We start from the raw sequence: 22,888 nt of genomic DNA on the forward strand, positions 1-22,888 counted from the left end.
GCCCCTTACAGGCTGAGCCGCGCGCGGGCGAGCAGCTTGGAGCCGGTGTGGCGATCGAGATAGCGGGTGGGGGTGCTTGCGGCCGGCCTGTCGATCGAGGTGGTGGTGAAAGCGAGGCCCAGGGTGATCGGGCCGCTGACATGGTCCACGCCGAAGCGATAATCCCAATAGCTGCCGGAGGGGCGCAGGCGGAGGGCGCGATCGGGGCGGGTGACGTCTCCGCTCGACCGGCCGATGCCGGCGGTGAGGGTGAAGGGGGTTCCGGGCAGGGCGACGAGGCCGCGCGCGGCGAGATGGAGATTGTCGCCGCCGATCGCCGCTTGCGAGGGGGCATAAGCGGCGAGCATATCGAACTGGGCCGGGCCGATCAGCAGGCCGGCCCCGGCTTCGACCTCGACATAATCGAGCCGGCCTTCGCCGGGGAAGATATGGCCGATGACCGTGGCGGTCAGGCGCCATGGCCCGGCATCGTGGCGATAGCCGAGATCGAGATCCAGGCCGGCGTCGGCGCCGCCATGACGGTTACTGCCGCGCAACGTGCCGATCGCGGCGCCGGCTTCCAGCCTGTCGCCCAGCGGAAGGCGCAGGGTGGCCTCGGCTGCGGCTTTGCCATCGCTCCAGCTCAAGCCGCGGCGGCGCTGATCGGTGACGATTTCAGCCGAGAATTGCGGCCCGGCGAATGCCTGCGCCTGCGCGGGCGAGGTGGCGGCAGCGGCCGAAGCCGCGCCGGCCAGCGCGAGCGCCAGCGGCGCGGCCCTGCAATGGAGCATCGTTCAGTTGAGGGCGTCAGTTGAGGGCGAGCGTGCGGGCGGCGTCGATATCCGCAAGCAGGGTCGGCCGATCGGCTTCCGCCGTGGCGCGCAGATGTTCGCGCACGCGTTCGATCTTGCCGTCCAGCTCCGCCATGATCGCCTTGCGGCCGGCCATGCAGGTGCCGGGGCGCTGGCCGCTGATTTCCTTCACTTCCGGCAGCGTACGGTTGAGGCTGGCGCCGGAGGCCGAATGGACCTGGCGGATGACGGTGACGCTGGCCTTCCAGCGGCAGCGTTCCGAGCTGGGGCGCGGCGGCGGGGTGGTGCCCACCGTCTTCATGCGGGTGACGACCTCAGCATCATAGGTGACGGCAACCGGCTTGCCGGCATGTTCGACAGTGACCTGATGGGTAATGGGAGCGTCGAGGCTCATCGTATAAGCGACTGCGAGCCAGAGAATGTTCACGTGGTGCCTCCAGACATTGACCGGAGCGAGCGCCTCCCCTGTTTGGCCGTCCCTTGGATGGGATCTCGTTGCCGGGCGGCTCCGAAGAGCGAGCAATGGAGAAGGCTTTAGGCGGGTGAGGATTTCCCGCTTGTTTCCGGCGGATGGTTTTTTGTGGCGGTTGGCCTTCCCTCCATCGCCGGCTTCGCTTTATCAGGCGCGGAATGATCGATCTTTCGCTGCTGACCATCCGGCCCGCCCGCCCCGATGACCTCGCCATGCTGCACCCCGTGATCGAGCGGGCCTATCGCGGGGATGCCGCGCGTGGCGGGTGGACGCACGAGGCGGACCTGCTGGAAGGCGAGCGCACCGACCGGGCGACGCTGGAGGCGATCCTTGCGGCGCCGGGCGAGCGGCTGCTGGTTGCCGAAGCCGGCGGCGCGATGCTCGGTTGTGTGCAGATCACCGACAAGGGCGACGGCACCGCCTATCTCGGGTTGCTCTGTGTCGATCCGCTGCGGCAGGCGGGTGGGCTGGGCAAGCGGCTGATGGCCGAGGCGGAGGCGCAGGCGCGGGCCTTGTTCGGCGTCGCGCGGATCGAGATGACCGTGATCGACAGCCGGGCCGAACTGATCGCCTTCTACGAACGGCGCGGCTACCGCGTGACGGGCGAGACGCGGCCCTTTCCGGTCGCGGTGGAGCCGCCGCTGCGCTTCGCTGTGCTGGTGAAGTCGCTGGACGGCGAGTGAGCGACAAAATCGCCAGTTAGGGGGTGGCCCAAACCGCGGAATTGACGCATCGAAGGGGCATGGCCGGCCCTTTCGCATCCACCGCCGATTCCCCGCCACCGCCTTCGCCGCTGACCATATCGATCTTCCGCGCGGTATGGATCGCCAGCATGGCATCCAATTTCGGCGGGTTGATCCAGTCCGTCGGCGCATCCTGGCTGATGACCACCATCGCCCATTCGCCGACGCTGGTGGCGCTGGTGCAATCGTCCACCACCCTACCGATCATGCTGCTTTCGCTGTGGGCGGGGGCGGTGGCGGACAATCTGGACCGGCGGATCGTAATGCTGTGCGCCCAGGGCTTCATGCTGCTGGTGTCGCTGACGCTTTCGATCTGCGCGTGGATGGGCGTGCTGACGCCCTGGCTGCTGCTGACCTTCACTTTCCTGATCGGGTGCGGGACGGCGCTGAACGGGCCGGCGTGGCAGGCATCGGTGGGCGATATGGTGCCGCGGCCGGTGCTGCCGAGCGCGGTGGCCTATAACAGCATGGGGTTCAACATCGCGCGGAGTGTTGGACCGGCGATCGGCGGGCTGATCGTGGCGGCGGCGGGGCCGGCGGCGGCGTTTGCGGTGAATGCCGTTAGTTATCTGGGACTTATCGTTGTCCTGACGCGCTGGCACCCGGTGCGGCCGCCGCGCATGTTGCCGCGCGAGACGCTGGGGACGGCGATGGCGGCGGGGGTGCGCTACGTCGCCATGTCCCCCACGATCCGGGTGGTGCTGCTGCGCGCGGGGCTGTTCGGCATCGCCGCGAGCGCGGTGCCGGCGCTGATGCCGCTGGTGGCGCGCGACCTGGTGACGGGCGGACCGCTGGTCTACGGCGTGCTGCTGGGCGCGTTCGGCCTGGGCGCGGTGGCGGGCGCGCTGAGCAGCGGACGGCTGCGGCAACGCTTTTCGACCGAGACGATCGTGCGCGCGGCGACGCTGGCGCTGACGATCGGCGCGATCGTGGCGGGCATGAGCCACATCACGCTGGTGACGGTGGCGGCGCTGGCGCTGGCCGGCGCGGGCTGGGTGCTGGCGCTTTCCACCTTCAACGTATCGGTGCAGATGGCGGCCCCCCGCTGGGTGGTGGCGCGCGCGCTGGCGCTTTACCAGATGGCGGCATTCGGCGGCATGGCGATGGGCGCCTGGCTGTTCGGCGAAGTGGCCGACGACCATGGCGTGCGCGTGGCGCTGATCGCCGCCGGGCTGGCGCAGGGCATCGGCCTGATCGTGGGCCTGCGCCTGAAGCTGCCGCAGGCGGATTTCATGAACCTGGACCCGGCGGGCCAATGGACGGTGCCGGAAACGGCGGTGGCGGTGCAGCCATCGAGCGGGCCGATCGTGATCAGCATCGAATATCATATCGACCCGGTGGACGTGATCGAGTTCCTGGCGGCGATGAACGAGCGGCGGCGCATCCGCATCCGCGACGGCGCGCGGCACTGGACGCTGCTGCGCGACCTGGGCGACCCGCGACTGTGGATCGAGCGATACAATGTGCCGACCTGGCTGGACTATATCCGCCATCAGGAACGGCGCACCCAGGCGGATGCCGAGAATTTCGAGCGCATCCGCGCGCTCCACCGCGGGGACGACAAGCCGGTGATCCACCGCATGATCGAGCGGCAGACCGGATCGCTGCCCTGGACCCGCGCGCCGGGCGCCCGCGAGATGGCCGATCCGATGACCGATCCCACGCGTTCCAGCTAGCGTGGCCAGCCAGGGTGGGATGACGAGAAGAGAGAGGCGCGCCGATGATCGTTTATGGGAGTTCCATGTCGCCTTATGTGCGCAAGGTATTGGCCTTTGCCGCCGAGAAGGGGCTGGATTTCGAGCTGAAATCGCTGGGCTTGCAGGCGGATGACCCGGATTTCCGCGCGGCGAGCCCCTTCGGGCTGATGCCGGCATTCCGCGACGGGGATTTTCGCCTGTCCGATTCCACCGCCATCGTAACCTATATGGAGGCCATCAAGCCCGATCCGGCGCTGATCCCTGCCGAGCCCAGGGCGCGGGCGATGACGATCTGGTGGGACGAGATCGCTGATACGAAGTTCGTGCCGTGCATGGCCAAGATGTTCTTCAACCGCATCGTCTGCCCGCTGTTCCTGAAGCAGGAGGGCGACCTGGCCGAGGCGGACCGGGCCGAGCGCGAGGATTTGCCCAAGCTGCTGGATTTCCTGGAGCCGCGCGTGCCGGAATCGGGATATCTGGTGGAGGACCGGTTGACGCTGGCGGATATCGCAATCGTCCAGCCTTTCGCCAATTTCGGTCATGTGGGCGCGGGCGTGGATGCCGCGCGCCACCCCAGGGTGGCGGCCTATGTGGCCGGGATACAGGCGCGGCCTTCGATCGCGCCGTGGATCGAACGGGAACGGGCGTTCTTCGCCAAGGTCGGTTACGAACCAAATAGGTAAAAAATGATTGACAGCGCGACGCTGTTGAGATAGAAGAACCGCAAGCTGGATTAATGCGTTCGGGCCGGGGCGAGGGATCGCCGCCGGCCCGTTCCATTTCTGCCTGTTCGATTGCTGGAGGTAGGGCCATGGGCAAGGTGGAAGAAACCGCGCCGGGCACGATGGCGGGCGATGCCGGCGCGAAGCCGGCGCCGGAGCTGAAAACGAAGCCGGAGCCGGAGCCGGAGCCGGAGCCGGAGCCGAAGCCGAAGCCGAAGCCGAAGCCGAAGCCGGAGCCGGCGCCGACGCCGACGTCGGAGCCGAAAACGAAACGCCGGCCGGCCGCATCCCGCGCGAAACGCGAAGCGCCGGAACTGAACGCCATCGGCCGCGTGGTGCGCACGGGCGGCTGGACCGAGGCCAAGCGGGAGACGTTCCTGGCGCATCTGGCGGTAACGGCCAATGTGAGCGCATCGGCGCGGCTGGTGGGGATGGGCGAGCCGGGAGCCTATAAGCTGCGCCGCCGCGACGCGGATTTCCGGGCCGCGTGGAAGGCGGCGCTGGAGGAAGGGCTGGAGCATCTGGAGCAGGTGGCCCTGCAGCGGGCGCTGGGCGGCACGCTGACGCCGATCATCCATGGCGGCGAGGCCAAGGGCGAGGTGCTGGTGCCGGACAACAGAATGGTGATGTTCCTGCTGCGCATGCATCGCGAGACGGCAAGGGAGGCGGTGCCGGCGCCGGGCGCGGCGATCGACATGACCGATGCCTTCGCCCGGCTGGACGAGAAGCTGGCCGAGATGCACGAGCGCATGGCCGAGCCGCGATGAACGCGATCAGGAGGCCGGTGGCGAACCGATCGCGCGCGGAGATACTGGCCGGGCTGGACGCGGCGCGGCGCCGGGCCATGCTGGAGGCGATGGCGCCCGACGAAAGGCTGGAGCTGCTGTGGAGCTGGCCCTTCTGGGCACGGCCCGCGCAGCTTGCGCCCGAAGGCGACTGGCGGACCTGGCTGATCCTGGCGGGGCGTGGCTTCGGCAAGACGCGGGCCGGGGCGGAATGGGTGCGGGCGCAGGCGGAGCGCAGCCCCGAGGCGCGGATCGCGCTGGTGGCGGCGACGATGGCGGAGGCGCGCGCGGTGATGGTGGAGGGGGAGAGCGGGCTGCTGAGCATCGCCCCGCCGCATCGGCAGCCCCGCTGGGAACCCTCGCTCCACCGGCTGCGCTGGCCGAACGGGGCGCAGGCCTTCCTCTATTCGGCGGCCGAGCCGGACGGGCTGCGCGGCGCGCAGCACCATTTCGCCTGGGCGGACGAGATCGCCAAATGGCCGGCCGGCGTGGAGGCGTGGGACAATCTGATGATGGGCCTGCGGCTGGGCCGCCGCCCGCGCGCGGTGGCGACGACGACGCCGCGCCCGGTGGCGCTGGTGCGGCGGCTGGCCAGGGAAGCGCGCGTGCTGGTGACGCGGGGCGGGACGGGCGACAATCGCGCGCATCTTTCGCGCGATTTCATCGCGGCGATGGCCGCCAATTATGCCGGCACGCGGCTGGGCCGGCAGGAGCTGGACGGCGAACTGATCGACGATGTGGCGGGCGCCCTGTGGAGCCGCGACCTGATCGAGCGCTGCCGGCGCCCGGCCCCCGACGCGCTGGTGCGGGTGGTGATCGGCGTCGATCCGCCGGCCGGCGCGGGCGGGGGCGACGCCTGCGGCATCGTGGTGGCGGCAATGGGGGAGGACCGGCGCGCTTATGTGCTGGCCGACGCCAGCGTTTCCGGCGTCGGCCCCGAGGGCTGGGCACGGGCGGTGGCGCGCACGGCGGCCGCGCACGGCGCGGATCGGGTGGTGGCCGAGGCGAACAATGGCGGGGCGATGGTGGAAAGCGTGCTGCGCGCCGCCGACGAGCGGCTGCCGGTGAAGCTGGTCCATGCCGCGCACGGCAAGACGGCGCGGGCGGAGCCGGTGGTGGCGCTATACGAGGCCGGGCGGGCTTTCCATGTGACGGCCTTCCCCGATCTGGAGGATGAGATGGCCGGGCTGCTTGCGGGCGGCGGATATGAGGGGCCGGGCCGATCGCCGGATCGCGCGGACGCGCTGGTCTGGGCGCTGACCGAACTGATGCTGGTGCGGGGGCCGCGGCCGGCGATGCGGATGCTTTAGGGGGAGGGCATTCATCCCGTGAGGCTCGACGCGCTCCTTAAAAAGGCCGCCCCCCGGACGTGATCGGGGGGCCACCGTGCGGCGGGCGCCGGGGGTGACGGCCCAGGACCAATCTATATTCAGCCCTGACGGCCTGCAAATGGCGGTTTCCTGCGCTTCCGGTGCTCACCTACTTTGGGCAGGCTGCGCTCCGGGTCACAGAAAACCACCATTTTCGTCGCGCCATCATCTGAATGTCGATTGGTCCTGGCCCGGTGCTTGTGGAGAGATGGACCCCGGATCAAATCCGGGATGGCGAAGTGGATGGGGACCGGTCCGGTTCTGGCCGGTTCTGGCCGGTTCTGGCCGGTTCTGGCCGGTTCTGGCCGGTTCTGGCCGGTTCGGGTGAAGGCGGCTTCGGGCCGCCCGGCTTTCATGAATTCTGGAGACGATCATGCGGCTTTTCGGACGGAAGGGCGGCGGCAGGGCCGTGCGCCCCGCGCTGGCGCGATCGGGCGGCTGGACGATGGCGGCATGGCCGCAGGAAGCCGGCTGGCCGCGCGGATATGACGCGCAGGCGCGCGATGCGGTGATCGCCAACCCCGTGGCGCAGCGGGCGATGCGGCTGGTGGGCGACAGCGTGCGATCGTTGAGCCTGGTCGTGACGGGCGGGCCGGAGAAGGCGGCCGCGCTGGCGGGGGCGGCGATGGAGCCGCTGGCGGTGCACCTGCTGCTGCACGGCGACGGATATGCCGGCATCGGCTGCGATGCGGCGGACGAGCCCATGCGCCTGCACGTGCTGCGGCCCGAGCGGATGACGGCGGAAACCGACGCGCGGGGCTGGCCGGTGGCCTATCGCTATCAGGTGGGGCAGGCGGTGGAGCGGCTGCCCGTCACCGATCCGCTGGGCCGGCCGGGCATCATCCACCTGCGCGCCTTCCACCCGCTGGACGACCAATATGGGCTGGGCTGCCTGGAGGCGGCGGCGGGCGCGGTGGCGATCCACAATGCGGCGACGCGGTGGAACAAGGCGCTGCTGGACAATGCCGCCCGCCCATCCGGTGCGCTGGTATACGACCCCGGCGAGAAAGGCGCGGAGCTGAGCCCCGAGCAGTTCGACCGGCTGAAGGCGGAGATGGAGGCGGGCTTTGCCGGCGGCACCAACGCCGGGCGGCCGATGCTGCTGGAAGGGGGATTGCGCTGGCAATCGCTGAGCCTTTCGCCCGCCGACATGGATTTCGTGGCGCTGAAGGCCAATGCCGCGCGCGAGATCGCCCTGGCCTTCGGCGTGCCGCCGATGATGCTGGGCCAGCCGGGCGACAATACCTACGCCAATTATGCCGAGGCCAACCGCGCCTTCTGGCGGCTGACCGTGCTGCCGATGGCGGCGCGCATCCTGGACGGGATCGGCGAGGCGCTGGGCCATTGGTGGCCGGGCATCGCCCTCGGGGTGGACATGGACCGGATCGTCGAGCTGCACGGCGACCGCGAGCCGCTGTGGCGGATGGCGGCGGCGGCCGATTTCCTGACGGCCGAGGAAAAGCGCGAGATGCTGGGATTCGGGAGGACGCCATGATGGGGACCGACATGATCGCCCGGCTGGTGGAGCAGGCCGAGGCGGAGGGCGCGAGCCTGGTGACGCTGCGCGCCCTGGCCGAGGAAGCGAGCGAGATCGGCGCCGAGCGCGCCATGGAGCGGCTGGGGCTGGCCGATGCCGCCGCGCGCGCGGACATCGGCGAGCTGCGCCAGCTTCTGGGCGCGTGGCGCGATGCCAAGCGGACGGCAAGGAACGAGGTGATCGGATGGGCGATACGGATCGCGCTGGCGTTGCTGCTGCTGGGGCTGGCGGTGAAGACCGGGCTGATCGGGCTGGCGCGGGGGTGAGGAGCATGAGCGCGGTTTCCGGCGGGCTTTCCTGTCCCCCGGCCCCTCAAGGTGAGGGGGCGATCAGGTTCGCGGGCTATGCGGCGATATTCGACCGGGTGGACCGGGGCGGGGACGTGGTGCGGGCGGGCGCGTTCCGGCGCGCGGTGGAGGCCGGGCCGAAGGGCGTGCCGCTGCTGTGGCAGCACGATCCCGCCCGGCCGATCGGGCGGATCGACTATCTGGCCGAGGACGGCCACGGCCTGCGGGTGATCGGGCGGCTTTCCGGCCGGTCGCCGGCGGCGCGCGAGGCGGCGGCGCGGATCGGCGACGGCAGCGTGCGGGGCCTGAGCTTCGGCTATCGCGTGCGGGGAAGCGCGCAGAGAATAAACAGGGAACTTCTCGACCTCGACCTGGTGGAAGTTTCGCTGGTGACATTCCCGATGCAGCCGCGCGCGCGGGTGCACGCGGTGGAGCGGATATGACCGAGGAGACCGATATGGACGGCACTTACGACGTGAAGGCGGATGCGCTGGAGGCGAGCTTCGACGCGGCGGCGCGCGCCGACGAGCTGGCCGCGCTGCGCGGCGAGCTGGCGGCGGTGAAGGCGCGGATCGACGCCCAGGCCGCCGCCGCGACCCGGCCGGCGCTGGCGGCGACGGGGGTGAAGGGCGATGCCTCGCCCGAGCGGCGCGCCTTCGTCGACGAATATCTGCGCCGGGGGGCGGACAGCGGCGTCAAGAGCCTGGCCGGCACCAGCCCGGCCGAGGGCGGCTATGCCGTGCCGCGCGAGATCGACGAGGTGATCGACAGCACGCTGAAGGCGATATCCCCCATCCGCGCCATCGCCAATGTGGTGAAGGTGGGATCGGCCGGCTATCGCAAGCTGGTGGCGACGGGCGGCTTCGCTTCCGGCTGGGCCGCCGAGGGCGCGGCCCGGCCGGCGACGGCGACCCCCGGCTTCACCGAGATCGTGCCGCCGATGGGCGACCTCTACGCCAATCCCGCCGCCAGCCAGGCGATGCTGGACGATGCCCGGTTCGACGTCGAGGCGTGGCTGGCGGGCGAGATCGCCACCGAATTCGCCCGCGCGGAGGGGGCGGCCTTCGTTTCCGGCAACGGCGCCGACAAGCCCCGCGGCTTCCTGGCCGGCCCGATCACCAACGAGGCGGACGGCGCGCGCGCCTTCGGCACGCTGCAATATGTGCCGAGCGGGGCGGCGGGCGCCTTCGCCGCCAGCAACCCGCAAGACCGGCTGGTCGACCTCATCCAGGCGCTGCGCCCGCCCTATCGCCAGGGCGCGGTGTTCGTGATGAATTCGGCCACGCTTTCGGCGATCCGCAAGTTCAAGACCGCCGACGGCGCCTTCCTGTGGCAGCCGGGCCTGGCCGAAGGGCGGCCGGACACGCTGCTCGGCTATCCGGTGGTCGAGGCCGAGGACATGCCCGACATCGCCGCCAACGCGCACGCCATCGCCTTCGGCAATTTCCGCGCCGGATATCTGGTGACGGAACGCGCCGAGACGCTGATCCTGCGCGATCCCTACACCAACAAGCCCTTCGTCCACTTCTACGTCAGCAAGCGCGTGGGCGGCGCGGTGAGCAATTCGGAAGCGATCAAGCTGATGAAGTTCGCCAGCGCCTGAGGACGAAGACGCGCCGCGCGGGTTTCCCCTTCCCCTGGCCCGCGCGGCGCGGTTGTTTTCCCCCCTGTTCGGAGACAGATATGGCAGACGCCTTCGCCGCCAGCGCGGACGCGGCCTATGCGCCCGCGATGCGCGCGGCCGCCATCGTGCCGCATGACAGCAACCCCCTGAACGACATCACCAAGGCCATCTATGTGGGCGCCGGCGGCGACGTGGCCGTCCGCGCCGCGCGCGACGGCGCGGACCATGTGTGGAAGGCGGTGCCGGCGGGATCGATCCTGCCGATCCGCGCCAGCCATGTGCGGGCCACCGGCACCACCGCCGGCGACCTGCTGGGCCTTTACTGAGCGGACGGCCGGCCATGCGCCTGGGCCTTGGCTTCGCGATCGCGCTGTTCCGGCGGCGCGACGCAACCGGCGGGGGCAGCCAGCCTCCGCTTTCCGTGCTGCTGGCCGAGGACGGGCTTGCCCTGGCCCTGGAAGACGGCGGCGCCTTCATCCTGGAGTGATCCATGCCATCGACGAAGATATCCGCGCTGCCGATCGCAGGGGCGATCGGCGGGGGCGAGCTGCTGCCCGCCGTGCAGGGCGGCGGCAATGTTGCGGTGACGCCGGCCATGCTGCGCCGGCACGCGCTGGCGGGCACGCCGCCGCTGATCGGGAGGCCGTTCGCCAAGCTGATGGTGGACGGCGACAGCAAGGCCGGCGAGGCGCCGGCCGCCGCCCGCTGGGTGGCGGCGCGCACGCCCCTGAACGTGTGGATCATGCCGGTGAGCTTCAGCGTCGGCGGATCGACATCGGGCACGCAGGCCGGCACGGGGCTGACCAACCCCGACCGCATGGCGGCGATGACGGCGGGCGTGGCGGCCGAGACGGCGGCCGACTGGATCGTCGACATGCTGCTGACCATCGGCACCAACGACGTGGTGCTATCGGGCCTTGCGGCGGACACCATCCTGGCCAACGTCCGCAAATATCACGACGCCTTCCGCGCGGCGGGCGGGCGCTTCCTGATCCTGATGGGGGTGGACCCGCGATCGGGGCTTTCCGCGGCGATGGCGCGCCAGATCGTGGCCGTGAACCGCGCCTATGCCGATTATTGCATGACGGTGCCGGACGCGATCTTCTGCGACACCGCGCCCTGGTGGCTGGACCCGGCGCCCACGAACGCCGCCTTTTCGCCGATCGGGGGCAGCACGGGCAACGCCTTCAGCATGGCGGCGGACGGGCTGCACGGCAGCGCTTATGGCAGCTACCGCAAGCAATTCGCCCTGGGGCCGATATTGCGGGCGATCTACCGCCCGCGCGATCCGATACCGTTGAACGCGGGCGACAGCTTCGACGCGACGACGGCGCCGCGCGGCAACATGCTGGGCGCCAATGCCCGCTGCGTGGCACTGGGCGGCACCAGCAGCATCGTCAATTCGGGCACCGGCGCCATCGCGGGGACCCCGCCCCTGGGCTGGACGGCGACGGGCACGCTGACCGGCGACCTGGGCGTGGCCTTTTCGACCGCAACCTGCGCGCCGCTGGAAGCCTATACCGGATCGAGCGGCTGGACGGCGGTGCGCATCGCCTTCACCGGCACGCCGGGCGAGGCAGGGTCGCTGACGCTGAGGCTGACCACCGCTTCCGCCCAGCAGGCGGGGATGCTGCTGGCAGGATCGGCGCTGCTGAGCGGCAACGCGCTGGTCGGCTGCCACGGCATCAGCGTGACCACGGCCAACATCACCCCGACCGTGAACAACATTCTGGGCGCGACCGGCACGCTGGGGGCGCCGGACCAGTTGCCGCAGATCGACGGATTGATCGCGCTGGACCTGATGGCCCAGCCGACCGCCGGCACCAACAGCGGCCTTTCCGTGGCGATCCGCTGGCGCGCGGGCGTGGCGATGAGCGGATCGATCGACCTGATCGGCGCGACATGGCGGCGGATCGACCCGATCCCCGCGGCGGCGGCCTGAGGGGAGGGCGGATGAGCATCTATCTGAAAGACCCCGACGCGACCGTCGATTATCTGATCGACTGGGGGGAGCGGCTGGAGGGCCGCAGCGTGACCGCGAGCGACTGGGCGGTGGTGCCGACCGAGGCGGGCGGGATCATCATCGCCGACGATGCGGTGGACGGCACCCGCACCCGGGCGACGCTGAGCGGCGGCGTGCCGGGCCATGTGTATCGCGCGACCTGCCAGGTCGAGCTTTCCGACGGGCGGATCGACGAGCGTTCGATCACCCTGCGCGTGGAGGAACGCTGATGCCGGCGGAGCAGGCGACGCCGCGCACGGCGGTGAGCGTGGAGGAAGCGCGGGCCTGGCTGCGGATCGACGGCGAGGCGGAGGATGCGGCGCTGGCCGGACTGATCCGGGCGGCGAGCGGCCTGTGCGAGCAGTTCATCGGCCAGGCGCTGCTGACCCGGCTGGTGAGCGAGACGGTGCCGGCCCGCGGCGACTGGCAAAGGCTGGCGCAAAGGCCGGTGCGCAGCATCGCCGAGGTGGCCGGATTGCCGGCGGAAGGGGCGGCCTTCGCCCTGCCGGTCGATGCCTATGCCATCGATATCGACGCGGCCGGCGACGGCTGGGTGCGGATCGACCGGCCCGGCGCGGCCGGCCGCGCGATCATCACCTACGAGGCCGGGATGGCGGCGGACTGGAACGGCGTGCCCGAGCCGATCCGCCAGGGGATATTGCGGCTGGTGGCGCATCTGCACGCCCATCGCGATGCCCCGGACGATGCCGGCCCGCCGGCGGCCGTGGCCGCGCTGTGGCGGCCGTTCCGCAGGATGCGGCTGTGAGCCGGCCGGGCGAGCTGAGCGGGCGGCTGCGCGAGCGGATCGCCATCCTGCGCCGGGACGAGGCGCGCGATGCGCTGGGCGGGGCGGACGGCGGGTGGCACCCGATGGGCGATGCCTGGGCCGCGATCGAGCCGGCGGGCACCGGCGCGCCGGTGGCGGGCGAGGCGATCCGCGCGCGGCCGCGCTGGCGGATGACGGTGCGGGCCGGGGCCGGGCTGATGCCCGGCGACCGCATCCGCTGGCGCGGCGCCGTGCTGCGCGTGCGGCAGGCGACCGCCGATCCGCGCCTGCCCGATCGCATCCTGGCCGAAGCGGAGGAGGAGCCATGAACCGGCGGATCGACGCCGCCGCCCGGCAGCGGGTGGCGATGCTGATCGCGGCGTTGCGCGAAACGGCGGAGGCGGAGCTGCCGGCCGGGCTGGCGGTGGAAGGCCGCGACGACGGCATCGCCATTTCCGGGCCGGGACTGGCGCGGCGGCTGGCCTATGACGGCAGCTTGCGCGGGCTCGCCTTCGCCATGCGGGGCATGAGGAGACGGGGATGAGCGCCATGGCATTGCAGGCGGCGCTGGTGACGGCGCTTTCCGCCCGGCTAGGCACGATGGTGAGCGGCATATTCGACGGGCCGCCGGTGCGGGCGGCCTTTCCCTATGTTTCGATCGGCGGCTGGGCGAGCGGCGACTGGAGCCACAAGACGGGGCGGGGCCGCGAGCACCGGCTGGCGGTGACGATCTGGGACGATGGCGGCCGGCCGGGACGGCTGCACGGGCTGATGGCCGAGGCCGAGGCGGCGATCGAGGGGATCGGGGAGATTGCGGGCGCCGAGCTGGCGAGCATCGCCTTCGTCCGATCCCGCATCATCCGCGACGCCGACGGGCCGTGGGCGGGGATCATCGAATATCGGGTGCGGGTGGCGGGATGACCGCCGCCGGCCGGCGGGACGGACAGGCGGCCCTGGGGTGCGGAGCCCACGGGGCGGAAGAAGGAGACCCATATGGCGGTGGAGAAGGGCAGCGCGTTCCTGCTGAAGATCGGCGATGGCGCGGCGACGCCGGCCTTCGCGACGGTGGCGGGGCTGCGCACGACGCAGATGTCGATCAACGGCGAGGCGGTGGCGATCACCACCAAGGATTCGGGCGGCTGGCGCGAGCTGCTTTCGGGTGCGGGCGTGCGATCGGTTTCGGTGGCGGGCAGCGGCGTCTTTACCGGATCGGCGGCGGAAAGCCGGCTGAAGGCCAATGCGCTGGCCGGGATGATCGACGATTATCGCCTGAGCTTCGAGGGCGGCGAGCAGATGCAGGGGCGCTTCCTGCTGACCCGCCTGGATTATAGCGGCGATTATAACGGCGAGCGCACCTATACGCTGGCCCTGGAAAGTTCCGGCCCGGTGGTGTCGCTGTGAACCCGGCGCGGGGCGAGGCGGCGATCCGCATCGCCGGCCATGCGGTGACGCTGCGGCCGAGCTTTGCCGCGCTGGTGGCGGCCGAGGGCGAGATCGGCCCGTTGTTCGCCATGGTGGAGCGGGCGGCCGAGGGACGGCTGGCGCTGGGCGAGCTGGCCGCCTTGTTCTGGCATTGCGCGGCGGACCTGCCCGAGGGGGTGGGCCGCGATCATTTCAACGAGGCGGTGCTGGAAGGCGGGCTGATCCGCGCGACGCCGGCGCTGAAGGTGCTGATCGGCCAGATATTGCAGGGGCGATGATGCGCTTCGCGGAAAAGGCGGCGCGACTGGCGGGCATGGCCGGCGCGATCGCCGGCTGGCGCCCCGACGATTTCTGGCGCGCGACGCCCGCCGAGCTGGCGGCGGTGCTGGAGGCGCTGGCCGGCGGTTCCGGCGATCGCGCCGCCGATGCCGGCGACATCGCCCGGCTGAAGGAGATGTATCCCGATGGATGAGGAGATCGAGCGGCTGATCGTGAGCGTGCGGGCCGACACGCGCGGCTTCGAGCGCGACGTGGCCGAGATGCGCGGCGAGCTGGAAGGGCCGCTGGCTGCCGGCGCGGAGCGGGCCGGCGGCATGATCGAGGCCGCGCTGGGCCGGGCGGTGCGCACCGGCAAGCTGGGGTTCGATGATCTGCGGCGGGTGGCGCTTTCCACCATGGCGGCGATCGCATCGTCCGCGATCCAGGCGGGGATGGGGCAGATCGGCGGATCGGGCGGCGGTGCCGGAGGCCTGATGGCGATCGGCGCACAGCTGCTGGGCGCGCTGGGCCTGCCCGGCCGGGCGACGGGCGGGCCGGTGGCGCCGGGTGCCGCCTATCTGGTGGGCGAGCGCGGGCCGGAGCTGTTCGTGCCGACCGCGAGCGGGCGGATCGAGCCGATGCGAGGCGCGCGCGGCGGGCGCGACGTGCGCGTCGCCATCAGCATCCAGGCGGGTGAGGGCGGCGAGCCGCGCGCGCTGGCGCGATCCGGCCGGCAGGTGGCGCGCGCCGTGCGGGCGGCGATCGAAGCGGCCGAGGGGTGAGGAGGGGCTTATGGGCTGGCGGCTGGCCGCGACCGGCGATGCGCTGGAAACCGGCTTCATCAAGCGGTTCGACCCGCAATATTGGACGGTGAACTTCCCCCGGCCGATGCTGGCGGCGGTGACCAACCCGGCGCCGGACGCGCTGCGGATCGACGCCACCTTCCTGCGCCGGAACGACCTGGCAGGGATCATCTGGGCGGCGGCGGACGACGGCAGCCACCCGCTGCTGGCCTATGAGACGGCGCGCGATTTCCGCGGGTGCCGGCTGCGCTTCCGCTGGCGATCGGCGGGGGTGGCGCCGCTCGACGCCGTGCACGGGCCGGTGATGACGATCGAGGGGCGCGACGCCGCCGGCCATGCGCGGGCCTGGTATGTCAGGCTGTGGAACTATGCCGAGGGCGGGCCGGACGATGCCGTCGTCACGCTGGATTTCGCCGGGCTGGAGAGCGGGTTCGCCCTGCCGGGCGAGGCGGTGTGGGCGGGCGATATCGACCGGCTGTTCCTTTCGCTGGTGCCGCCGGGATACGACCCCGCCAGCGATGCGCCGCTGCCCGCGCCCGCCGAGGGCTGGGCCGAGATATCCGCGATCGCCTGCGACGGGCCGGGTTCCGTGCTGGCGATCGGCGAAGGGCTGATCCCCGGCCACGGCATGCGGATCGCGACCGGATATGACGACCTCTACCACCTGACCCCGGCGCGCGTGCTGCGCAGCATCCGGCACCTGGGCTATCGCGGCGCCATCAACCATTATGTCGGCATGAGCCATTACATGCGGCTCGGCTGGGACGGCGCGGCGGGCGCCTATCTGGCGGGGCCGGCGGGCGGCGCGATCGCGGCGCCGTGCGCGGCATGGCATCGCGACTTCGCGGCGCGGGCGTGGGCGCAGGGGCAGGACGTCATCTGGTCGCTCTCCTACGAGCTGCTCGACCAGAATTGCCCCGATGCGTGGAAGCAAAGGGCGGAGAATAGCGATCCGGCGCGGACGGGGTGGGACCCGCCGTCCACGCTGCTCTCCCCGGCGCATGGCGGGGCGATGGCCTATCTGCGCGCGGTTGCCGAAGCCTTTGTCGATATCGCGGCGGATGCGGGCATGCCCGTGCGCTTCCAGATCGGCGAGCCGTGGTGGTGGGTGATGCCGGGCGACGGGCGGATATGCCTTTACGATCCGGCGGCGCGGGCGGCGCTGGGGGGCGATCCGCCGTCCATCCCCGACGTGCGCGGGGCGCTGGATGCGGGGCAGCGCGCCCTGCTCGACCAGGCGGGCGCGCTGCTCGCGGCGTCGACGGCGGCGCTGCGCGATGCGGTGAAGGCGCGGGCGCCGGGCGCGGAGGTGCTGATCCTGATCTATCTGCCGACGGTGCTGGACCGCGCCGCGCCCGAGCTGAAGCGCGCCAACGTGCCCCTCGGCTGGGCGCGGCCGGCCTTCGACCGGCTGCAGCTCGAGGATTATGACTGGGTGACGGCGGGCGACGCCGGATCGACCGCGCGGGGGATCGCCGAGGCCTCGGCCCGGCTCGATTACCCGGTGGAGGAGCAGCATTATTTCGCGGGCTTCGTGCTGCGGCCGGAGGATCGGCGGCAGTGGCGGCGGATCCACGACGCGGCCTTCGCGGCCAAGGCGCGGGGGACGGCGGACGTGTTCGTCTGGGCGCTGCCGCAGGTGCAGCGCGACGGCTTCACCCTGTTCGTGATCGGTGACGAGGAGGCGGCGGTGCAGGCATTCGACGATGTGGACTTTCCCGTCGCCATCGGCGCGCGGGCGACGGTGGAGCCGGGCTTTTCCACCGCGATCGTGACGACGTCCGCCGGACGCGAGCAGCGCAACGCCGACTGGGCGGACGCGCGGATGCGATATGATGTGGGGCCGGGCGTGCTTTCCCGCGGCGACCTGGAGGCGCTGATCGCCTTCTTCCGGGCGCGATACGGCGCGGCGCGGGGATTCCGTTTCCGCGATCCCACGGACGATAGCAGCCGGGGGATGACGGACGAGCCGGGCTTCGCCGACCAGCCGATCGGCACCGGCGACGGCATCGCCACCCGCTTCCCGCTGGCGAAGCATTATGGCGATCAGGTGCGCCGCATAACGCGGCCGGCGGCCGGCAGCGTGCGGGTGGGGGTGGATGGCGTCGCGCGGGCGAACGGCTGGTCGCTGGCCGAGGGCGGGGTGATCGCGTTCGACGAGGCGCCGGCCACGGGCGCTGCGATCACCGCCGGCTTCCGCTTCGACGTGCCGGTGCGCTTCGCCGAGGATCGGCTGGAGGCGGGGCTGGCCGGCTTCGCGGCGGGCGAGGCGGCGTCCGTGCCGCTGATCGAGATCAGGGAGGGGGAGGCGTGACGGACTGGATCGGCCGCGACCTCACCACCATCGCCTTCTGCTGGCGGCTGGACCGGCGCGACGGGGTGGCGCTGGGCTTCACCACGCATGACCGGGACCTGGAGATAGGCGGGCTCGCCTATCGATCCGCGCCGGGGATGCTGCCTTCGTCCATCAGCCTTTCCGACGGGTTCGAGGTGGATACGCTGGACATAGCCGGCGCGCTGACCAGCGATGCGATCCGCGACGAGGATCTGGCGGCCGGGCGGTGGGACGGCGCGCGCGTCCGCCTGTTCGCGGTGGACTGGGCCGATCCCGAGGGCATGCCATTGCACCTGACGCGCGGCGAGCTGGGCGAGATTTCCATCCGCGACGGCGCCTTCACCGCCGAACTGGCCGGCCCGACCGCGATGCTGGACCGGCCGGTGGTGGAATATACCTCGCCCGAATGCCGGGCGGAGCTGGGCGACCGGCGATGCCGGATCGACATGGCCGTCCGGCGGCGGCTGACCCGGCTGGCCGATGTGGACGCGGACGGCCGGCTCCGCGTGGCGGCGGCGGGAACGGGGGCGCCCAATGCCCATGGCTATGGCCGGCTGCGCTGGATCGACGGCGCTAATGCGGGGCTTTCCAGCGCGATCCTTTCTTCCGCCGGCGACTGGCTGACCCTGCGCGAGCCGCCGCCCTATCCGATCGCGGCCGGGCTGATCGTCGAGATAGCGGAAGGCTGCGACAAGAGCCTGGCCACCTGCGCGGGCCGGTTCGGCAATGCCGCGAATTTCCGGGGCGAGCCCTGGCTGCCGGGCAACGACATATTGACGCGCTATCCCGGCGCATGAGCGCGGCGATCGTGGCGCGGGCGCGGGCCTGCATCGGCGCGCGTTTCCGCCCGCAGGGCAGGAACATCGCCGAGGGGCTGGATTGCGTGGGGCTGGCGGCGATCGCCTGCGACGTGCCGGCGCCCGCGCGGGATTATGCCCTGCGCGGCGGGGACGGCGATCGGATCGCGGCCGGGCTGGCGGCGGCGGGGCTGATCCCCGTGCCATGGCCGGAGGCGCTGCCGGGGGATGTGCTGCTGGTGGAGGCCGGGCCGGCGCAGGCGCATCTGCTGGTGCTGACGGATGTGGGGTTCGTCCATGCCGATGCCGGCTTGCGGCGCGTGGTCGAGACGCCGGGGCGGCCGCCCTGGCCGGTGCTGGGGGCCTGGCGCGGGACATAGGAGCGGAAACATGGCGACGTTGGTGCTGACAACGGTGGGATCGCTGGTGGGCGGGCCGATCGGCGGGATGATCGGTGCCGTGATCGGCCAGCAGGTCGACCAGCGCCTGTTCGCGCCGCGGCGGACCGGGCCGAGGCTGGGCGAGCTGGGCGTGCAGACATCGAGCTATGGCCAGGCGATCCCGCGCCTTTACGGCCGGATGCGGGTGGCCGGAACGGTGATCTGGGCGACGGACCTGCGCGAGGACCGCCATCGTTCCGGCGGCGGCAAGGGCGCGCCCAAGACGACGACCTACAGCTATTCCGCGAATTTCGCGGTGGCGCTTTCCGCCCGGCCGATCCGCGCCGTTCACCGCATCTGGGCGGACGGCAAGCTGCTGCGCGGCGCGGCGGGCGACTGGAAGAGCGAGACCGGATACCGGCTCTACAAGGGAGATGAGGGGCAGGAGCCCGATCCGCTGATCGCTTCGGATGTCGGATTGGGCAAGGCCCCGGCGCATCGCGGGCTGGCTTACGCCGTGTTCGAGCAGTTCCAGCTTGCCGACTATGGCAACCGCATCCCTTCCCTGACCTTCGAGGTGGAGGCGGATGCGGACGAGGTGAGCATCGCGGACATCGCCGCCGACCTTGCCGGCCGCGCGATCGGCGGAAACACGGATGCGACCGTGCATGGCTTTGCGGCGACGGGAGACAGCGCGCGGGGCGTGATGGAGGTGATCGCCCGGGCCATTCCGCTTTCGGTGCGCGACGATGGCGAGCGGCTGCTGATCGGCGACGGCGCCCCTTCGCCCGTTACCATATCGGCCGGGGAGGCCGGCGCGCGCGCCGACGAGAAGCGGCGGGACCGGATCGCCATCGATCGGGCGGCCGCTGCCGCGATCCCGGACGAGATCGCCGTGGCTTATTATGAGCCAGGGCGCGATTACCAGGCCGGATTGCAGCGGGCGCGTAACGGCGGCGGGCCGGGGAGGCGGGCCGAGCGGATCGAGTTGCCGGCGGCGCTGCTGGCCGGGCAGGCAAAGGCCGTCGCCGAGCTGCGGCTGGCGCGCGCCTGGGCCGACCGGAAGAAGGCGGCGCTGGCATTGCCCTGGCGGCATATGAGGCTGCGGCCGGGGCAGGCGGTGCGGATCGACGGCATGGCACCGATGCGGATCGGCGGATGGACGCTGGACCGGATGATGCTTGAGCTGAAGCTGGCGGGCCTGCCGCTGGCGGGGGCGGGCCGGAGCGCGGTTGCCGGCGATGGCGTGCGCGAACCCGATGCGCCGCATGGGCCGACCGTTGTCGCCCTGCTGGATCTGCCGCCTCTCGACGCCACGGCGGCAAGCGTGCCCCGCATCTGGGCGGCCGCGGCCGGCCCCCTGCCGGGCTGGCGGCGGGCGGAGCTGGGCTGGAGCATCGATGGCGGCGCGACGTGGCAGGATGCCGGGCAGACCGCGATGCCGGCGGTGATGGGTGTTGCCGAGACGATATTGCCGCCGGGCAGCAGCGTGCTGATGGACCGGACATCCTTTGTGGATGTGGCGCTGCTGCATGACGGGATGGTGCTGATCGGGCGCGATGACGAGGCGCTGGTGAATGGGGCCAATGTCGCGATGATCGGCGACGAGTTGATTCAGTTCGGCGGCGCCGCGCCGCTGGGAGGCGGGCGCTATCGGCTTTCCCGCCTGATGCGCGGGCGGCGCGGCACCGAGGCGGCGATGGCGGGGCACGCGGCGGGCGAGCGCTTCGTCCTGATCGAGACGCCCAGCCTTCTTCCCATCGAATTGCCCGCATCCTCGATCGGCGGCCATATCGGGCTGATGGCGCGGGGCGTGGGCGACGGCGCGCCCGCGACCGCGCAGGCCGCGTTCCTGGGCCGCGCCCTGAGACCGCCGTCGCCCGCGCACCTGCGCCTGGAGCGGGGCGCCGACGGCGGCGTCCTCATAGGCTGGACACGGCGAAGCCGGACGGGATGGCCCTGGATCGACGGGGCCGACGCACCGCTGGCCGAGGAGGCGGAGCGCTATCGAATCGTCATCACGCCCGCGATCGGATCGGTGCGGACGGCGGAAACGAGCGAGCCTGCTTATGCCTATGACGCGGCCCGGATGGCGGCGGACGGGGCGGCGGGCACGCCCGCCATCGACATCGCCGTCCACCAGATCGGTGCGGGCGGCCTCTCCGATCCGGCAACCGCCAGCATGACTTTCTGAAAGGCACATCATGGCAGACAGCACCGCGCGCTTCGCCTTGCCCAATCTCCAGCCCGGGCAGGCGCAGAAGGAATTGTTCCACAATGAGGCGCTCGCCCGGATCGACGGCCTGCTGCATCCCGTGGTGGAGGCGCTCGATCAGAATGGGCCGCCGGCCGTCCCCGAGCCGGGGAAGGCGTGGATCGCAGGGCCTATGCCGACGGGAGAATGGGCCGGCCATGCCGGCGATCTGGCGATCCGGACCGAAGGCGGGTGGCGATTCATCAGGCCCGTCGCGGGAATGACGGCCTGGCTGACCCCGGCCTCGGCATGGGTGTGGCACGATGGCAACGGCTGGCGGGCGACGCCCGCGCCGACCTTCGGCGTGGCCGTGGGGGGCGAGCAGGTCGTGGGCGGCCGCCAGCCGGCGATCGCCCGTCCGGCGGGGGGCGCCACCGTCGACCAGCAGGCGCGGACGGCGCTGGATGCGATTCTTTCCGCGCTCGAGGCGCACGGACTGATCGCGAACTGAAACTTTTTTTTACGCGAAACGAAACCGGGGCAGGCAATAAGAGTTTAGGCGACGTCTGTAATGGGGTGGCCGCAGCGGCGTGTTTCGCTTGTTCTGTGAGACATTTCCGCAACAGATGTGGAAGATGCGCGCTTGCGCGGATAGTCCAGTTTGGTTAGGTAGCAGTGCTTCCGCGAGGAACTGCTTTGAAAGGGGAATGATATGCGTAAGCTCGCCATCATGGCCGCGCTCGCAACCACCGCGCTGGCATCGCCCGCGATGGCGCGTGACGGTGCGTGGTATGTCGGCGTCGAGGGCGGCGCGATGATCATCGAAGACATCAAGCTGAAGGTGGATGACGTGAAGAACGTCATTTCCTCCGACCAGAAGTATGGCTTCGATGTCGATGGTATCATCGGTTATGATTTCGGTGTGTTCCGCGTCGAGGGCGAAGTCGGCTACAAGCGTGCCGAGGTCGATGGCCACACGCTGAACGTGCCGCTCGAAGATTACGATGCTGGCACCTATGACAGCAAGTATTCCGGTAATTCCTCGGCCCTCAGCTTCATGCTGAACGGTTTGCTGGACTTCGGCGACGATGACGGCATCAACGGCTTCGTCGGCGGCGGTGTCGGTATCGCCCGCGTCAAGCTGAACGACTATCGTTTCGACGGTGGCCCGACGCTTCTGGACGACAGCGACTCCAAGTTCGCTTGGCAGATCCTGGCCGGCATTCGCGCGCCGATCACCCAGAATATCGATCTGGGCCTGAAGTATCGTTACTTCCGCGTGGACGACATCAAGCTCGTCTCTGCGGCCGGCGACGATGTGAAGACCAAGTGGCAGTCGCACAGCCTGCTCGCCAGCGTGATCTTCAACTTCGGCGAACCGGCGGCTCCGCCGCCTCCGCCGCCTCCGCCGCCCCCGCCGCCCCCGCCGCCGGAACCGGCTCCGCCGCCTCCGCCGGCTGCGATCCCGGGACCGTTCATCGTGTTCTTCGACTGGGATAAGTCGGACATCACGCCGGAAGCCGCTGGCATTCTGGACAATGCGGCCGCTGCCTATGCGCAGGGCGGAACGGCTTCGGTCGTCCTCGCCGGTCACGCCGACAAGTCGGGCTCGGCCCAGTACAACGTCGGTCTGTCGCAGCGTCGCGCCGATGCGGTTAAGTCCTACCTGGCCGGCAAGGGCGTGCCCGACACGGCCATGTCGACCGAGGCCTTCGGCGAAAGCCGTCCGCTGGTCGAAACCGCCGACGGTGTGCGCGAGCCGCAGAACCGCCGCGTGGAAATCACCTTCGGTCCGGGTTCGGGCATGTAAGGTGGCGGATCGCTCCCTCGGGAGCGATCGCTGCGGAAATTGGGAGCCGGCCTTCGGGTCGGCTCCTTTTTCTTTTCCGGTGATATCTTTTCT

At 71.1% G+C, this 22,888-nt stretch carries 29 protein-coding genes; 27 read left to right on the forward strand and 2 right to left on the reverse strand.

The genetic code is table 11. The features are described from left to right. Positions 1–5: 5 nt before the first annotated feature. Together CV103_RS18115 and CV103_RS18120 are read right to left on the reverse strand one after the other, a co-directional pair. Complete coding sequence (locus CV103_RS18115; RefSeq protein WP_107395738.1) at positions 6–770, reverse strand: TorF family putative porin; 765 nt, start codon at positions 768–770, stop codon at positions 6–8. Positions 771–786: 16 nt separating this feature from the next. Then, a complete protein-coding gene (locus tag CV103_RS18120) occupies positions 787–1,218 on the reverse strand; it encodes a hypothetical protein (RefSeq protein ID WP_015460089.1) in 432 nt (143 codons plus the stop codon). Between the two features lie 203 nt (positions 1,219–1,421). Between CV103_RS18120 and CV103_RS18125 the strand changes: the two genes are divergently transcribed. The 27 genes from CV103_RS18125 (at position 1,422) to CV103_RS18250 (ending at position 22,795) form a co-directional block, all read left to right on the forward strand. Further along, positions 1,422–1,946 (forward strand): GNAT family N-acetyltransferase, encoded by a 525-nt coding sequence (locus tag CV103_RS18125; RefSeq protein ID WP_015460090.1) that lies wholly within the window; start codon positions 1,422–1,424, stop codon positions 1,944–1,946. Between the two features lie 59 nt (positions 1,947–2,005). Further along, positions 2,006–3,682 carry an MFS transporter gene (locus CV103_RS18130; protein ID WP_041864974.1) on the forward strand — a complete coding sequence of 559 codons (1,677 nt, stop codon included), beginning with the start codon at positions 2,006–2,008 and terminating at the stop codon, positions 3,680–3,682. Between the two features lie 44 nt (positions 3,683–3,726). Then, positions 3,727–4,386 (forward strand): glutathione S-transferase family protein, encoded by a 660-nt coding sequence (locus CV103_RS18135; protein WP_107395739.1) that lies wholly within the window; start codon positions 3,727–3,729, stop codon positions 4,384–4,386. 128 nt (positions 4,387–4,514) lie between these two features. Then, a complete protein-coding gene (locus CV103_RS18140) occupies positions 4,515–5,192 on the forward strand; it encodes a hypothetical protein (protein ID WP_170112668.1) in 678 nt (225 codons plus the stop codon). Further along, positions 5,189–6,520 (forward strand): DNA-packaging protein, encoded by a 1,332-nt coding sequence (locus CV103_RS18145; RefSeq protein WP_107395741.1) that lies wholly within the window; start codon positions 5,189–5,191, stop codon positions 6,518–6,520. The genes CV103_RS18140 and CV103_RS18145 overlap by 4 nt, the downstream gene beginning before the upstream one ends. A gap of 433 nt (positions 6,521–6,953) precedes the next feature. Next, a complete protein-coding gene (locus CV103_RS18150) occupies positions 6,954–8,075 on the forward strand; it encodes a phage portal protein (protein ID WP_107395742.1) in 1,122 nt (373 codons plus the stop codon). Then, entirely contained in the window at positions 8,075–8,383 is a 309-nt protein-coding gene (locus tag CV103_RS18155; protein ID WP_015460096.1) for a DUF6127 family protein, read from the forward strand. The genes CV103_RS18150 and CV103_RS18155 overlap by 1 nt, the downstream gene beginning before the upstream one ends. Positions 8,384–8,388: 5 nt before the next feature. Then, entirely contained in the window at positions 8,389–8,847 is a 459-nt protein-coding gene (locus CV103_RS18160; protein WP_107395743.1) for an HK97 family phage prohead protease, read from the forward strand. Continuing rightward, positions 8,844–10,007 carry a phage major capsid protein gene (locus tag CV103_RS18165; protein ID WP_245896940.1) on the forward strand — a complete coding sequence of 388 codons (1,164 nt, stop codon included), beginning with the start codon at positions 8,844–8,846 and terminating at the stop codon, positions 10,005–10,007. Before CV103_RS18160 ends, CV103_RS18165 begins: the two co-directional genes overlap by 4 nt. An 80-nt stretch (positions 10,008–10,087) precedes the next feature. Next, the gene (locus tag CV103_RS18170; protein ID WP_015460099.1) at positions 10,088–10,354 is read left to right on the forward strand and encodes a spike base protein, RCAP_Rcc01079 family; all 267 of its coding nucleotides are present in this window, start codon (positions 10,088–10,090) and stop codon (positions 10,352–10,354) included. Between the two features lie 14 nt (positions 10,355–10,368). Next, complete coding sequence (locus CV103_RS22555; protein ID WP_170112669.1) at positions 10,369–10,515, forward strand: hypothetical protein; 147 nt, start codon at positions 10,369–10,371, stop codon at positions 10,513–10,515. Positions 10,516–10,518: 3 nt separating this feature from the next. Continuing rightward, complete coding sequence (locus CV103_RS18175) at positions 10,519–11,970, forward strand: SGNH/GDSL hydrolase family protein (RefSeq protein ID WP_015460100.1); 1,452 nt, start codon at positions 10,519–10,521, stop codon at positions 11,968–11,970. 11 nt (positions 11,971–11,981) lie between these two features. Then, the gene (locus CV103_RS18180; RefSeq protein WP_041865534.1) at positions 11,982–12,260 is read left to right on the forward strand and encodes a phage fiber-tail adaptor protein; all 279 of its coding nucleotides are present in this window, start codon (positions 11,982–11,984) and stop codon (positions 12,258–12,260) included. Then, positions 12,260–12,796 carry a head-tail connector protein gene (locus CV103_RS18185; RefSeq protein ID WP_107395744.1) on the forward strand — a complete coding sequence of 179 codons (537 nt, stop codon included), beginning with the start codon at positions 12,260–12,262 and terminating at the stop codon, positions 12,794–12,796. Before CV103_RS18180 ends, CV103_RS18185 begins: the two co-directional genes overlap by 1 nt. After that, positions 12,793–13,125, forward strand: coding sequence for a head-tail adaptor protein (locus CV103_RS18190; RefSeq protein ID WP_015460103.1), 333 nt, complete (start codon positions 12,793–12,795; stop codon positions 13,123–13,125). Before CV103_RS18185 ends, CV103_RS18190 begins: the two co-directional genes overlap by 4 nt. After that, entirely contained in the window at positions 13,122–13,340 is a 219-nt protein-coding gene (locus tag CV103_RS18195) for a hypothetical protein (RefSeq protein ID WP_015460104.1), read from the forward strand. The genes CV103_RS18190 and CV103_RS18195 overlap by 4 nt, the downstream gene beginning before the upstream one ends. Continuing rightward, positions 13,337–13,717: a DUF3168 domain-containing protein gene (locus tag CV103_RS18200; RefSeq protein ID WP_015460105.1), complete on the forward strand. Its 381-nt coding sequence runs from the start codon at positions 13,337–13,339 to the stop codon at positions 13,715–13,717. Before CV103_RS18195 ends, CV103_RS18200 begins: the two co-directional genes overlap by 4 nt. Before the next feature lie 72 nt (positions 13,718–13,789). Then, positions 13,790–14,197: a phage major tail protein, TP901-1 family gene (locus CV103_RS18205; protein WP_015460106.1), complete on the forward strand. Its 408-nt coding sequence runs from the start codon at positions 13,790–13,792 to the stop codon at positions 14,195–14,197. Beyond that, the gene (locus CV103_RS18210; RefSeq protein ID WP_015460107.1) at positions 14,194–14,496 is read left to right on the forward strand and encodes a gene transfer agent family protein; all 303 of its coding nucleotides are present in this window, start codon (positions 14,194–14,196) and stop codon (positions 14,494–14,496) included. Before CV103_RS18205 ends, CV103_RS18210 begins: the two co-directional genes overlap by 4 nt. Next, positions 14,493–14,690 carry a phage tail assembly chaperone gene (locus tag CV103_RS18215; protein WP_015460108.1) on the forward strand — a complete coding sequence of 66 codons (198 nt, stop codon included), beginning with the start codon at positions 14,493–14,495 and terminating at the stop codon, positions 14,688–14,690. Before CV103_RS18210 ends, CV103_RS18215 begins: the two co-directional genes overlap by 4 nt. Continuing rightward, positions 14,683–15,258 (forward strand): hypothetical protein, encoded by a 576-nt coding sequence (locus CV103_RS18220; protein ID WP_015460109.1) that lies wholly within the window; start codon positions 14,683–14,685, stop codon positions 15,256–15,258. Before CV103_RS18215 ends, CV103_RS18220 begins: the two co-directional genes overlap by 8 nt. Positions 15,259–15,268: 10 nt before the next feature. Beyond that, entirely contained in the window at positions 15,269–17,593 is a 2,325-nt protein-coding gene (locus CV103_RS18225; protein ID WP_107395745.1) for a DUF2460 domain-containing protein, read from the forward strand. After that, positions 17,590–18,411: a DUF2163 domain-containing protein gene (locus tag CV103_RS18230; protein WP_107395746.1), complete on the forward strand. Its 822-nt coding sequence runs from the start codon at positions 17,590–17,592 to the stop codon at positions 18,409–18,411. The genes CV103_RS18225 and CV103_RS18230 overlap by 4 nt, the downstream gene beginning before the upstream one ends. Then, entirely contained in the window at positions 18,408–18,791 is a 384-nt protein-coding gene (locus CV103_RS18235; protein WP_107395747.1) for a hypothetical protein, read from the forward strand. The genes CV103_RS18230 and CV103_RS18235 overlap by 4 nt, the downstream gene beginning before the upstream one ends. Before the next feature lie 10 nt (positions 18,792–18,801). Beyond that, positions 18,802–20,985 (forward strand): phage tail protein, encoded by a 2,184-nt coding sequence (locus CV103_RS18240; RefSeq protein ID WP_107395748.1) that lies wholly within the window; start codon positions 18,802–18,804, stop codon positions 20,983–20,985. A 10-nt stretch (positions 20,986–20,995) separates the two neighbouring features. Beyond that, positions 20,996–21,496: a DUF2793 domain-containing protein gene (locus CV103_RS18245; protein WP_107395749.1), complete on the forward strand. Its 501-nt coding sequence runs from the start codon at positions 20,996–20,998 to the stop codon at positions 21,494–21,496. Positions 21,497–21,697: 201 nt separating this feature from the next. Next, positions 21,698–22,795 (forward strand): OmpA family protein, encoded by a 1,098-nt coding sequence (locus CV103_RS18250; RefSeq protein ID WP_015460115.1) that lies wholly within the window; start codon positions 21,698–21,700, stop codon positions 22,793–22,795. The last annotated feature ends 93 nt before the right edge of the window (positions 22,796–22,888 follow it).

The organism is Edaphosphingomonas fennica, from assembly GCF_003034225.1.
Classification (GTDB): Bacteria; Pseudomonadota; Alphaproteobacteria; order Sphingomonadales; family Sphingomonadaceae; genus Sphingomonas_E; species Sphingomonas_E fennica.

Bases quoted from the DNA above. Each gene is read 5' to 3' on its own strand.
- CV103_RS18135 (WP_107395739.1), top strand. From the start codon at position 3,727: ATGATCGTTTATGGGAGTTCCATGTCGCCTTATGTGCGCAAGGTATTG.
- CV103_RS18180 (WP_041865534.1), top strand. From the start codon at position 11,982: ATGAGCATCTATCTGAAAGACCCCGACGCGACCGTCGATTATCTGATC.
- CV103_RS18220 (WP_015460109.1), top strand. From the start codon at position 14,683: ATGGATGAGGAGATCGAGCGGCTGATCGTGAGCGTGCGGGCCGACACG.
- CV103_RS18165 (WP_245896940.1), top strand. From the start codon at position 8,844: ATGACCGAGGAGACCGATATGGACGGCACTTACGACGTGAAGGCGGAT.
- CV103_RS18185 (WP_107395744.1), top strand. From the start codon at position 12,260: ATGCCGGCGGAGCAGGCGACGCCGCGCACGGCGGTGAGCGTGGAGGAA.
- CV103_RS18155 (WP_015460096.1), top strand. From the start codon at position 8,075: ATGGGGACCGACATGATCGCCCGGCTGGTGGAGCAGGCCGAGGCGGAG.
- CV103_RS18240 (WP_107395748.1), top strand. From the start codon at position 18,802: ATGGCGACGTTGGTGCTGACAACGGTGGGATCGCTGGTGGGCGGGCCG.
- CV103_RS18205 (WP_015460106.1), top strand. From the start codon at position 13,790: ATGGCGGTGGAGAAGGGCAGCGCGTTCCTGCTGAAGATCGGCGATGGC.
- CV103_RS18215 (WP_015460108.1), top strand. From the start codon at position 14,493: ATGATGCGCTTCGCGGAAAAGGCGGCGCGACTGGCGGGCATGGCCGGC.
- CV103_RS18235 (WP_107395747.1), top strand. From the start codon at position 18,408: ATGAGCGCGGCGATCGTGGCGCGGGCGCGGGCCTGCATCGGCGCGCGT.
- CV103_RS18160 (WP_107395743.1), top strand. From the start codon at position 8,389: ATGAGCGCGGTTTCCGGCGGGCTTTCCTGTCCCCCGGCCCCTCAAGGT.
- CV103_RS18150 (WP_107395742.1), top strand. From the start codon at position 6,954: ATGCGGCTTTTCGGACGGAAGGGCGGCGGCAGGGCCGTGCGCCCCGCG.
- CV103_RS18195 (WP_015460104.1), top strand. From the start codon at position 13,122: ATGAACCGGCGGATCGACGCCGCCGCCCGGCAGCGGGTGGCGATGCTG.
- CV103_RS18130 (WP_041864974.1), top strand. From the start codon at position 2,006: ATGGCCGGCCCTTTCGCATCCACCGCCGATTCCCCGCCACCGCCTTCG.
- CV103_RS18200 (WP_015460105.1), top strand. From the start codon at position 13,337: ATGAGCGCCATGGCATTGCAGGCGGCGCTGGTGACGGCGCTTTCCGCC.
- CV103_RS18250 (WP_015460115.1), top strand. From the start codon at position 21,698: ATGCGTAAGCTCGCCATCATGGCCGCGCTCGCAACCACCGCGCTGGCA.
- CV103_RS18170 (WP_015460099.1), top strand. From the start codon at position 10,088: ATGGCAGACGCCTTCGCCGCCAGCGCGGACGCGGCCTATGCGCCCGCG.
- CV103_RS18115 (WP_107395738.1), bottom strand. From the start codon at position 770: ATGCTCCATTGCAGGGCCGCGCCGCTGGCGCTCGCGCTGGCCGGCGCG.
- CV103_RS18225 (WP_107395745.1), top strand. From the start codon at position 15,269: ATGGGCTGGCGGCTGGCCGCGACCGGCGATGCGCTGGAAACCGGCTTC.
- CV103_RS18125 (WP_015460090.1), top strand. From the start codon at position 1,422: ATGATCGATCTTTCGCTGCTGACCATCCGGCCCGCCCGCCCCGATGAC.
- CV103_RS18175 (WP_015460100.1), top strand. From the start codon at position 10,519: ATGCCATCGACGAAGATATCCGCGCTGCCGATCGCAGGGGCGATCGGC.
- CV103_RS18140 (WP_170112668.1), top strand. From the start codon at position 4,515: ATGGGCAAGGTGGAAGAAACCGCGCCGGGCACGATGGCGGGCGATGCC.
- CV103_RS18245 (WP_107395749.1), top strand. From the start codon at position 20,996: ATGGCAGACAGCACCGCGCGCTTCGCCTTGCCCAATCTCCAGCCCGGG.
- CV103_RS18145 (WP_107395741.1), top strand. From the start codon at position 5,189: ATGAACGCGATCAGGAGGCCGGTGGCGAACCGATCGCGCGCGGAGATA.
- CV103_RS22555 (WP_170112669.1), top strand. From the start codon at position 10,369: ATGCGCCTGGGCCTTGGCTTCGCGATCGCGCTGTTCCGGCGGCGCGAC.